The organism is Aquabacterium sp. (genome assembly GCF_036273115.1).
Lineage (GTDB): Bacteria > Pseudomonadota > Gammaproteobacteria > Burkholderiales > Burkholderiaceae_C > Aquabacterium.
In genome coordinates this window covers 1-10,101 of sequence record NZ_DASUIN010000031.1, presented here as the reverse complement: position 1 = coordinate 10,101, position 10,101 = coordinate 1, and the positions used below count along the sequence as shown (strand labels likewise).

The following is a 10,101-nucleotide window of genomic DNA, read 5'->3' as shown; positions in this document are numbered from 1 at the left end:
GTGATTGCGATCAGCAATGCCGATTCGCCGGTGTATCGAAAAACCATCACGGTGAAGTCAGGGCGCACGTATGCTCTCGAGCACCGTTTTTAAACAAGGGATCTTGCTTATGTTGACTCGCTCTCAACGCCTCTGCATGGGTGCGTTCGCTGCGGCCTCGCTGACGCTGGCTGGCTGTGCCACTTCGAATCAAACTGCCTCACAGGATGTGCCGCCTCCTCCCGTGGTGGCTTCCGCGCCTGCGGAGCCTGTGGTGGCTGCCCCCAAAGTGGTGGTGACGCCAGAGACCGTGCTGGCTCAAGGTGTGAAGGCATACCAGGCGGCGCAGTATCAGCAGGCTGAACTGGATCTGAAGTCGGCCCTGCAGATGGGCCTGGCCAACCCCACCGATGTGGCCACAGCCAATAAGCACTTGGCCTTCATTTTCTGCACCAGCAAGCGTGAAGCGCAGTGCCTGGCTGCATTCAAAGCAGCCCGCACCGCGGACCCCAAGTTTGCTTTGACCAAGGCGGAAGCCGGGCACCCGATGTGGGGCCCTGTGTACAAGCGCAGCTTGAGTCAGAAGAAAAAGTAAGGCTCACAGCCAGCGCGGCTCAATTGAGTTCGCGCCAGGTCAGTTCCAATGCATGAGGTCCGGCCGCATTCCAGCGACGGACCTCTTCTTGTAAGAGGTGCAGCGTGCGGGGCTGGTGCTGGGCCCAGCCTTTGTCCAGGCTGACTCTGCAGCGTGAGCGTGCCTTGATGATGCGAGCCACCTCTGTGGGCTGATCGATCCGCGCGTGGTGCAGGATGATGGCCAGACGCAGGCACAAAACCTGCGCCATCAGCACCTTGTCGTTCAGATGTTCGGCCAGCTTGATCAACTCGCCACGTTGTCCCAAAACCAGCGAGGCCAGCCGGCGCAGCTGCGACTGCGAGAAGCCGGCGGCATCCACGTGCCCCAACAGGTAAGACGAGTGTCGGTGGTGATCATGGTGTGACACCATCATGCCGATTTCGTGCAGTTGTGCGGCCCAAGCCAGTTCACGAATGGCTTCGCCATCGCTAGGCGGGCGCCCTTGCATGGTGTTCCACAGTTGCAGTGCGCGGTCGTGAATGCGTTGGGCGTGCTGGGTGTCTACGCGGAAGCGCTGCTGAAGTTCACGCACGGCCGAGTCACGTGGGTCGGGCAGGCGGTGGTTGCGCGTGGCTTCGATTCGTTCTTCCAGATCGAAGATCACCCCCTGACGCAGTGCCCCGCGTGCGGGCCACATGACATCGATGTTGAACTGAACGGCCAGGGTGTAGAGGATGGACAGGCCTCCCCCCAGAACGGCTTTGCGGTCGGCTTTCAAGCCGGGCAGGTTCAGGGCATCGACATGCCCGGCTTGCAGGCATTGCTCAATGCACCAGCGCAAGGCCTCAGGGGTGATGCGCCCGTCGGTGATGCCGTTGGCTTGCAGCAGTTGCGAGACGGCCCCCACTGTGCCGGACGAGCCGAGCGCCTCACGCCATTGTGAGGGGGTGAACAAGGTCAAACCTTCTTCCAGCTCGGCACCTGCGGCAATCTGGGCGGCCCGAAAACCGTCGGCGGTGAAGCGGCCATCAGGGAAATGGGCCAAAGACAGGCTGACGCTGCCCACCTTGAACGATTCGGCGCGTTGTGGCAGCCGGCCTCGGCCCAGAATCATCTCGGTCGAACGCCCGCCAATGTCGATCACCAGGCGGGGGAGCTCACTGGGCTGCAGTCGTGCCACGCCTTGGTAAATCAGGCGAGCCTCTTCGCGGCCGGCAATCACGTCGATCGGGTGGCCCAGGGCCCCGTTGGCTCGGCTCAGGAAGGCATCGCGGTTGCGGGCTTCGCGCAAGGTCTGAGTGGCCACCGCGCGCACTTGCCACGAAGCAAAGCCTTTCAGGCGCTGGGCAAATCGGGCCAGGCAGGCCAGCCCTCGTTGCGCGGCTTCTTCTGTCAGCAGGCCGTGCTCATCCAGGCCGGCTCCCAGGCGCACGGTTTCCTTGAGGTAATCGATGCGCTTGTAGCGCCCCTTGTGCAACTCGGCAATTTCCAGGCGGAAACTGTTGGAGCCCATGTCGATGGACGCCAACTGCTGCGGGAAGCGGCTGGCATCCAAGGCGGCGGCTGATTTGGCGGACGAAGCGGGGGTGTCGGTATCCATAGCCCGATTGTCCTACCTCTGAATGACAGTTCGAGGTCGCGTTTGTGTTGACAGCGTTGCTAAGATCACACCATGACTCTGACTTACATCGTGGCCGCGACCTTTTTAGGGGGCGTGGTCTCAGTGGCGCTGGCTGCTGCAGTATCTCAACCGTTGCTGACGCTGATCGTTCGGCATCTGGTCAGCCTCTCCACGGGTGTGCTCCTGGGGACAGCCCTGCTGCATGTGCTGCCGGAGGCCTTTGAATCAGGGCGGTCGCCGCAGGCTTTGTTCCTGACCCTGCTGGGTGGGTTGATGTTCTTCTTCCTGCTTGAAAAAGCCGAGTTGTATCGCCATGGCCATCACCATGAACACGATGACCATCACCATCATCATGGGTTCGATGCCGAACAAGCCGGCCGTGGCGGCTGGAGCGTGCTGGTGGGCGACAGCATTCACAACTTCTGCGACGGCGTCCTGATCGCTGCTGCTTTCTTGTCTGACCCCCATCTCGGGCTGGTCACGGCCATGGCCATCATTGCCCACGAAATTCCGCAGGAAGTGGGCGATTACATTGTGCTGATCAATGCTGGCTTCACCCGCATGCGCGCCCTGGTCTACAACATGATTTCGGGCTTTGCCGCGGTGGTGGGGGGCGTGTTGGGCTACTTCCTGATCGGCCCCTGGCAAGAGTACCTGCCCTACATGATGGTGGTGGCCGCCAGCAGCTTTGTGTACGTGGCAGTAGCCGACTTGATTCCCCAGTTGCAAAAGCGCCTGAGCTGGCGCGACACCGTGTTCCAGTTGGTGTGGCTGGGAATGGGCTTGTTGATGATTGCCAGCATCGTGCACGGTTTGCACGACCATTGATCGAAAGACCGCGGGTCAGTCTTTGACCGCGGCGCTGGTGCGTGTGGCCCCCATGCCGGCGGCCACAATCAGCACCATGCCCAAAATGGACAGTGGGTTGATCGGGTCGTCAAACAGCAGCACGCCCAAGATGAAGGCGTGGGCAATGCCCAGGTACTGCAGGCTGGCCATGACCAGAGCCTGGCCTTTGGCATATGCCCGTGTCATGGCCAACTGGGCCACGGTGGCAAACCCGCCAATGCCCAGCAGCCAGACCCATCCCATGGGACTGGGGGCGGCCCAGGCCGTGTGTCCGCTCAGGTAGGTCAAGCCGCTGATCAGCAAGCCCGCCAACGTGCCAAACAGCGAGAAGTAAAACACCACGCGGTGTTCCGGTTCGCCGGCACGCCCCAGGCTGGCCACTTGCAGATAAGCCCAGGCCGACAGCATGCCCGACAGCACGCCCACCAGGGCTTCTACCCATTGGTCACGCTGCAAGGTGGGGCGCAGAACCAGGGCCACGCCCACGAAGCCGATCAACACGGCGCCCAGCAGCGGTAGCGGAATGGCCTTGCTGGGCCGGGCTTGCCAGCGCCGCCACAGTTGCCGCAACACCAGGAACACGGCCATCCACACCGACGACATGTAGTTCAGCGTGACGGCGGTGGACAGAGGCAGTCGGCCAATCGTGTAGAACCACAGACTCAGGGCGGTGACGCCAGCCAGACCCCGCAGGAAGTGCAGTCGGGGAACCTGGGTGTGCAGGTTCAGGCCTTGCCACCAGGCCAGGGCGCCCATCATGATGGCGCCGACGAAGCCCCGAAAAAAAACAACCTCTGCCGTGGTGACCTCGGCAGAGGCTTTCTTGACGCACACACCCATGCCCGCGAACAGCAGGGTGGCCAGCACCATCAGCCAGGCGGCTGACAGTTTGCTGACGAGCCGTCCGACTGCATTCATGGCGAGGACCTCAGTCCTTGAAGTCCATCACGCGGCGATACCACTCATGGAAGTGCTGCATGCCGTCTTCCATCGGGCTTTGGTAGGGGCCGACTTCGTTGTCGCCGCGCTCGAACAAAGCCTTGCGGCCGGCATCCATGCGCTCGCCGATTTCGTCGTCCTCGATGCAGGTTTCCATGTAGGCAGCCTGCTGGGCTTCAACGAATTCGCGCTCGAAGGCCACGATCTCTTCGGGGTAGTAGAACTCCACCACGTTGAGCGTTTTCTGCGGGCCTTGCGGGTACATGTTGGACACGACCAGCACGTGCGGGTACCACTCCACCATCATGGTGGGGTAGTAAGTGAGCCAGACCGCACCCTGCGTTGGCTTGGTGCCATTGCGGTATTGCATCAGCACGTCATGCCACTTCTGGTACACCCCCGAGCCGGGCTTGTCGAACGTGCGCGCCACGCCCACGGTTTGCACCGAGTATTCCTTGGCCATGTCCCAGCGCAGGTCGTCGCAGGTCACGAAGTTGCCCAGGCCAGGGTGGAACGGGCCGACGTGGTAGTCCTCGAGATAGACCTCGATGAAGGTCTTCCAGTTGTAGTTGCACTCGTGCAGTTCAACCTTGTCGAGCACGTAGCCACTGAAGTCCAGATCGCCGCCGGGTTTGAAGCGGGCATCGATGCCGGCGAGGTCGGCCGCGATGTCGCGCCCGTTGTCTTCGAACAGCAGCCCGTTCCAGTTCTGAATCTTGTAGTTGTTCAGATTCAGGCAGGGGTCGTGGTCGAAGTGCGGTGCGCCGATCAGCTCGCCCTTGTGGCTGTAGGTCCAGCGGTGCAGCGGGCACACGATGTTGTGGCGACTGTTGCCTCGCCCCTTGAGCATGACAGCCTGGCGGTGGCGGCAAATGTTCGAGATCAGCTCGACGCCGTCCGGCGTGCGCACCAAAGCGCGACCTTCCCCCTCTTGGGGCAGGGCGTAATAGTCGCCTACCTCGGGAACCGCATTGGCGTGCCCGAGGTAGCGTGGACCGGACTGGAAGATGCGCTCAAGCTCCGCTTTATAGAGGGCCTCATCAAAGTAGGCGGACACGGGCAGCTGCGTGCGGCTGCGCGAAAGAGCTGTGAGTGCATTACTCAGGTCAGACATGATCCCCAGGATCTCCAAAAACCAATGTCAACCCCCCGCAGACCCATACTGCGGGGAAACCCACAATTGTACCCCCTCGGCTCAAGGGTGCCATGGCTTGCCTTAACTTCACCACCCAGACCGGGGGCAGATTCCCTTGTCACGGGTGGGCCCAGCGACGAATTGGCCTGCCGCCGAAATAGAATACGCGTTTGCCTTCGACACCCGGAGACCGGGCGACACCCCATGGCCAAATCGTCTGCCTCTTCTGGAAAAAACGCTGCTGTCGATCTTGTTGATCCTGCGGCGACCTTGCCTGCTGACATGAGTTACGAGCAGGCCCTGTCCGAGCTGGAAGGACTGGTGATGAGCATGGAGTCGGGGCAGTTGCCCCTCGACAGCTTGTTGAGCAGTTATCAGCGTGGGGCGCAGTTGTTGAAGTTCTGTCGGTCTCGGCTGGAAGCGGTCGAGTCCCAAGTCAAATTGCTTGAAGCGGGCCAGCTCAAGCCTCTGGATGCAGCATGACGGTGGCTGATTTTTCTCGCTGGTCGACGCAGGCTTTGGGCCGTGTCGAGCGGGCCCTGGAGCAATGGGTGCCGGCCGATGCGCCTGCCGGTCTGGGTGAAGCCATGCGCTATGGCGTGCTGGACGGTGGCAAGCGTCTTCGTGCCTTGTTGGTGCTGGCTGCGGCAGAGGCCGCCGGGGCCGACAAGCACACCGCGGGCGCAGAGGCGGCCATGCGGGCCGCCGCCGCAGTCGAGCTCATCCATGCCTACTCGCTCATCCACGACGACATGCCCTGCATGGACAACGACGTGCTCAGGCGCGGCAAGCCCACGGTTCACGTGAAGTATGGCGAAGCGCAGGCCATGCTGGCAGGCGATGCTATGCAGGCCCTGGCCTTCGATGTGCTGACACCCGACGAGACCCCCGATGGCGTTGATGCCCGATTGCAGGCCCGTTTGTGCCGACTGCTGGCCCGTGCCTCGGGTCAGGCAGGCATGGCTGGGGGGCAGGCCATTGATTTGGCCAGCGTGGGCAAAGACCTGGACGAACAGACCTTGCGCGACATGCATCACCGCAAGACAGGGGCCCTGCTGCGTTGCAGCGTCCAGATGGGCGCAGCCTGTGGTGGCTTGCTGCCGCAGAGCGCTGCCTGGCAGGCCCTGAGTGATTTCGGGGATGCGATTGGCCTGGCGTTTCAGATCGTCGATGATGTGCTCGACGCCACGCAGGCATCCGACAAACTGGGCAAGACGGCGGGCAAAGACGCCGATGCCAACAAACCGACTTATGTCAGCCTGCTGGGCTTGGACGGCGCGCGCGATGAATCGGCGCAGTTGCTCGAACGCGCCCGACAGGCACTGGTGCGCAGCGGTCTGGGTGAAGCGGCCACTGCGATGTTGATGGCGCTGGCCGAGCGCATCGTGCATCGCGACCACTGACGAGAGAAGCATTCCTCCATGGATGGATCAGACATGACGTATCCCTTGTTGTCTCGCATCGAATCTCCAGCCGACGTGCGTCGCCTCTCGCGTGGCGAGTTGAAGCAGTTGGCGGGTGAAGTGCGCGAATACCTGCTGCAAAGCGTGTCGCGCACCGGTGGGCACTTGTCGTCGAACCTGGGAACGGTTGAATTGACGGTGGCCCTGCACTACGTGTTCAACACCCCCGATGACCGGCTGGTGTGGGACGTGGGGCACCAAACTTACCCGCACAAGATCCTGACCGGGCGTCGTGACCGCATGCCCACTCTGCGCCAGTTGGGCGGCATGAGCGGCTTTCCGCGTCGCGACGAAAGCGAGTACGACACCTTTGGTACGGCCCACTCGTCGACCTCGATTTCGGCTGCCCTGGGCATGGCCGTGGGCGCGCAACTGCGTGGCGAAGCCCGCAAGGCGGTGGCCATCATCGGCGACGGTGCCATGACGGCTGGCATGGCCTTCGAAGCCCTGAACAACGCGGGGGTGCCACACAACGGCCGCATGGCCGATGTGCTGGTGGTGCTCAACGACAACGACATGTCGATCTCGCCGCCCGTGGGCGCGCTGAATCGCTACTTGGCTCGTTTGATGTCGGGTCGCTTCTATGCGGCTGCACGCGAAGGAGCCAAGCAGGTGCTGCGCAATGCGCCACCTCTGTTCGAGTTGGCAAAAAAGCTGGAAGAGCATGCCAAGGGCATGGTCGTGCCGGCCACGATTTTTGAAGAGTTCGGCTTCAACTACGTCGGCCCCATTGACGGCCATGACCTCGACTCCTTGATTCCCACCCTGGAAAACCTGCGCGATCGCCATGGCCCGCAGTTCCTGCATGTGGTCACGAAAAAGGGCTATGGCTACAAGCTGGCCGAGGCAGATCCCATTGCGTATCACGGCCCCGGCAAGTTCGACCCGGCCGTGGGTCTGAAGAAGGTGGCCAGTACCGAGCCGGTGAAGCCGACCTTCACCCAGGTCTTTGGCCAATGGCTGTGCGACATGGCTGCCCATGATTCACGTCTGGTGGGTATCACGCCCGCCATGCGGGAAGGCTCAGGCATGGTCGAGTTTCACCAGAAGTTCCCTGGCCGTTATTTCGACGTGGGCATTGCCGAACAGCATGCCGTGACCTTCGCGGCAGGCCTGGCTTGTGAGGGCCTCAAGCCCGTGGTGGCGATCTATTCGACCTTCCTTCAGCGCGGCTACGACCAGCTGATCCACGACGTGGCCCTGCAGAACCTGCCCATGGTGTTTGCGCTGGATCGTGCTGGCATCGTGGGGGCCGATGGCGCCACGCACATGGGGGCGTTTGACATTGCCTTCGTGCGCTGCATTCCCAACATGAGCATGCTGACGCCGGCCGATGAAAACGAGTTGCGTCAGGCCTTGACCGCGGCGCATGAACAGAACCATCCGGTTGCTGTGCGCTACCCGCGTGGCACGGGCGCCGGTGTGGCCGTGCAGCCCGAACTCACGGCGATGCCATGGGGGCAGGGTGAGATCCGTCGGCATGGGCAGCAGCAGGGGGGCGCTAACGTGGGCTCCCGCGTGGCCATTCTGGCCTTTGGGACCTTGCTGTATCCCGCTTTGGCGGCCGCCGAATCGCTGGATGCCACGGTGGCCAATATGCGCTTCGTCAAGCCGCTCGACACCGCCTTGGTGCTGGAGTTGGCTCGCACCCACGACCTGCTGGTGACAGTGGAGGAGGGCTGTGTTTCAGGCGGCGCTGGCTCGGCGGTGGCTGAGGCCTTGGCCCAGGCGGGAGTGAATGCACCCTTGCTGATGCTGGGCTTGCCTGATGAGTTCGTCGAGCATGGCGATCCGGCCAAGCTGCTGTCGATGTGTGGGCTCGATGCTGCTGGCATCGAGCGCTTGGTTCGTGACCGTCTGGATCAGGCGGCCGGTAACCCGAATCAGTCGGCGTGATCTTCGCAGGGCTCTGAGCGGCAGCTTGTCAGGGCGGTGGTGGGCAGCGCCTCGGGTTTGTCTACCTGACCGGTTTCCGGGTTGAAGCCGACGCTCTTGAGGTGCAGGGCCAGGCCGGCATCCATGGCCGACACATGGTGGGGCAGCCACACGGTCAGCTCATAAGCCATCTGGCGCACGATGGCCAGATCGCCCTTGGCACATTTTTCGGCGCCTTCGCGCATGATTTTCAGCACGATGGCGTGCTGTGAGCTGTGGCAGTTGTCGGGGGCAAAGCCGGTGGCCTGCATCCAGCGGTCTTCTTCGGCAAAGTGCTCGGCGGTTTCGTCGATCAGGGCGTTCCATGCGTCCAGCAGGTTGTCGTCACTGGCTGTCTCGACCAAGGCGAGTTGGTCCACGATGTCTTCGTGGGCCTCGTCCATGGCGGGCATTTCAAGGGACATGGCTTCGGACCAGACGAGCGGCATGGTGGACCTCAATAAACGGCAAAAAATGAATCAAAACGGCGCCTCGCAGCCTAATCTCTGGCCTGGGTTTCGGGCTTGAGTTGGCTCAAGAGGGGGCCAAAAGGAAAGCCCAGTCTGTTGCTGGACTTTCGCTCGATAGAATCGTTTGCAGTGCGGCGGTGCCGTGAGAGAGAGGGACATTCATGGCGTCGGGTCTGCGATCGCTTCTGCTGTTTTGCGTGTCGGGCGGGCTGGCGCTGCTGGTCGATATCGGTGTTTTGTATGCGCTCAAGGCTTGGGCCGGCTATTACCTGGCGCGTGCGCTGTCGTTTGCGTGTGCTGCCACATTCACCTGGCTGTTCAATCGGTCTCTGACCTTCAAGGGGCCGCGAGTGGGGAGTTTGGCTCGCGAATACCTCGCTTACTTGTCGTCTATGGCAGTAGGCGGAGCGGTGAATTACGGGGTGTATGTGCTGAGCCTGGCTGTGTGGCCGGTGGTGCAAGACCAGCCGGCGATTGGTGTGGCGCTGGGGAGCTTGGCGGGGCTGGCGTTCAACTTCTGGTCGGCTCGCCGGATCCTCAAGGCCGATCCGCACGCCCCCCATTGAACCGAATAAGGCCAGACAAAAGAAAAAGCCGCCTGAATCAGGCGGCTTTTTTGCGGGGCGAATGATCAGGCCAGTCGTGCGCGGTGGCGGGCCACCTGGGCGCGCACCTGCTCGGGGGCGGTGCCGCCCAGAATGTTGCGAGCGTTCAGCGAGCCGCGCAGGCTCAGTACTTCGTACACATCCTGCTCGATGGCGGGGTTGTAGGCCTTGAGCTTGTCCAGCGGCAATTCCGACAGGTCCACGCCGGCGGCGATGGCGTCCTTCACGGCGTGGGCCACGACTTCGTGCGCGTCACGGAAAGGCAGGCCCTTCTTGACCAGGTAGTCGGCCAGGTCGGTGGCAGTGGCGTAACCCTTCTTGGCGGCACGCTCCATGGCTTCGGGCTTGACCGTGATGCCGGCAGCCATTTCGGCGAAGATGCGCAGCGTGTCCTTCAGGGTGTCGACTGTGTCGAACAAGGGTTCCTTGTCTTCCTGGTTGTCCTTGTTGTAGGCCAGGGGCTGGCCCTTCATCAGGGTGATCAGGCCCATCAGGTGGCCCACCACGCGGCCGGTCTTGCCGCGCGCCAGTTCGGGCACGTCGGGGTTC

10 protein-coding genes and 1 pseudogene are annotated in these 10,101 nt (G+C 62.3%); 6 read left to right on the top strand and 5 right to left on the bottom strand.

Annotated elements, in window-relative coordinates:
* Positions 1-109 precede the first annotated feature (109 nt).
* Positions 110-574 carry a TssQ family T6SS-associated lipoprotein gene (locus VFW72_RS14605; RefSeq protein ID WP_329675040.1) on the top strand — a complete coding sequence of 155 codons (465 nt, stop codon included), beginning with the start codon at positions 110-112 and terminating at the stop codon, positions 572-574.
* A 19-nt stretch (positions 575-593) separates the two neighbouring features.
* Here VFW72_RS14605 and VFW72_RS14600 read toward each other — a convergent pair whose 3' ends face one another.
* Positions 594-2,156, bottom strand: coding sequence for an exopolyphosphatase (locus VFW72_RS14600; RefSeq protein WP_414638815.1), 1,563 nt, complete (start codon positions 2,154-2,156; stop codon positions 594-596).
* A gap of 72 nt (positions 2,157-2,228) precedes the next feature.
* Between VFW72_RS14600 and VFW72_RS14595 the strand changes: the two genes are divergently transcribed.
* Positions 2,229-3,005, top strand: a complete 777-nt coding sequence (locus tag VFW72_RS14595) for a ZIP family metal transporter (protein WP_329675039.1) — start codon at positions 2,229-2,231, stop codon at positions 3,003-3,005.
* A 15-nt stretch (positions 3,006-3,020) separates the two neighbouring features.
* Here VFW72_RS14595 and VFW72_RS14590 read toward each other — a convergent pair whose 3' ends face one another.
* Positions 3,021-3,944, bottom strand: coding sequence for a DMT family transporter (locus tag VFW72_RS14590; RefSeq protein WP_329675038.1), 924 nt, complete (start codon positions 3,942-3,944; stop codon positions 3,021-3,023).
* Between the two features lie 10 nt (positions 3,945-3,954).
* Entirely contained in the window at positions 3,955-5,079 is a 1,125-nt protein-coding gene (locus tag VFW72_RS14585) for an aromatic ring-hydroxylating dioxygenase subunit alpha (RefSeq protein WP_329675037.1), read from the bottom strand.
* Between the two features lie 225 nt (positions 5,080-5,304).
* Between VFW72_RS14585 and xseB the strand changes: the two genes are divergently transcribed.
* From xseB to dxs, 3 genes are read left to right on the top strand one after another with little or no spacing between them, the layout of a single operon-like run.
* On the top strand, positions 5,305-5,583 hold the full coding sequence (gene xseB / locus VFW72_RS14580; RefSeq protein WP_329675036.1) for an exodeoxyribonuclease VII small subunit: 279 nt from the start codon (positions 5,305-5,307) through the stop codon (positions 5,581-5,583).
* The gene (locus VFW72_RS14575; protein ID WP_329675035.1) at positions 5,580-6,503 is read left to right on the top strand and encodes a farnesyl diphosphate synthase; all 924 of its coding nucleotides are present in this window, start codon (positions 5,580-5,582) and stop codon (positions 6,501-6,503) included. Before xseB ends, VFW72_RS14575 begins: the two co-directional genes overlap by 4 nt.
* Before the next feature lie 18 nt (positions 6,504-6,521).
* Positions 6,522-8,459: a 1-deoxy-D-xylulose-5-phosphate synthase gene (gene dxs / locus VFW72_RS14570; protein ID WP_414638814.1), complete on the top strand. Its 1,938-nt coding sequence runs from the start codon at positions 6,522-6,524 to the stop codon at positions 8,457-8,459.
* Here the strand turns inward: dxs and VFW72_RS14565 are convergent.
* Entirely contained in the window at positions 8,447-8,926 is a 480-nt protein-coding gene (locus VFW72_RS14565) for a hemerythrin domain-containing protein (protein ID WP_329675033.1), read from the bottom strand. The two genes, dxs and VFW72_RS14565, sit on opposite strands and share 13 nt — an antisense overlap.
* Before the next feature lie 182 nt (positions 8,927-9,108).
* Here VFW72_RS14565 and VFW72_RS14560 point away from each other — a divergent pair, with 182 nt between their 5' ends.
* Complete coding sequence (locus VFW72_RS14560) at positions 9,109-9,513, top strand: GtrA family protein (protein ID WP_329675032.1); 405 nt, start codon at positions 9,109-9,111, stop codon at positions 9,511-9,513.
* A gap of 65 nt (positions 9,514-9,578) precedes the next feature.
* Here VFW72_RS14560 and VFW72_RS14555 read toward each other — a convergent pair.
* A pseudogene (locus VFW72_RS14555) lies at positions 9,579-10,101 on the bottom strand (argininosuccinate lyase); the annotation flags it as partial.

Excerpts from the sequence above, each read along its gene's own strand:
- VFW72_RS14605 (WP_329675040.1), top strand. The coding sequence starts at position 110 with ATGTTGACTCGCTCTCAACGCCTCTGCATGGGTGCGTTCGCTGCGGCC.
- VFW72_RS14600 (WP_414638815.1), bottom strand. The coding sequence starts at position 2,156 with ATGGATACCGACACCCCCGCTTCGTCCGCCAAATCAGCCGCCGCCTTG.
- VFW72_RS14595 (WP_329675039.1), top strand. The coding sequence starts at position 2,229 with ATGACTCTGACTTACATCGTGGCCGCGACCTTTTTAGGGGGCGTGGTC.
- VFW72_RS14590 (WP_329675038.1), bottom strand. The coding sequence starts at position 3,944 with ATGAATGCAGTCGGACGGCTCGTCAGCAAACTGTCAGCCGCCTGGCTG.
- VFW72_RS14585 (WP_329675037.1), bottom strand. The coding sequence starts at position 5,079 with ATGTCTGACCTGAGTAATGCACTCACAGCTCTTTCGCGCAGCCGCACG.
- xseB (WP_329675036.1), top strand. The coding sequence starts at position 5,305 with ATGGCCAAATCGTCTGCCTCTTCTGGAAAAAACGCTGCTGTCGATCTT.
- VFW72_RS14575 (WP_329675035.1), top strand. The coding sequence starts at position 5,580 with ATGACGGTGGCTGATTTTTCTCGCTGGTCGACGCAGGCTTTGGGCCGT.
- dxs (WP_414638814.1), top strand. The coding sequence starts at position 6,522 with ATGGATGGATCAGACATGACGTATCCCTTGTTGTCTCGCATCGAATCT.
- VFW72_RS14565 (WP_329675033.1), bottom strand. The coding sequence starts at position 8,926 with ATGCCGCTCGTCTGGTCCGAAGCCATGTCCCTTGAAATGCCCGCCATG.
- VFW72_RS14560 (WP_329675032.1), top strand. The coding sequence starts at position 9,109 with ATGGCGTCGGGTCTGCGATCGCTTCTGCTGTTTTGCGTGTCGGGCGGG.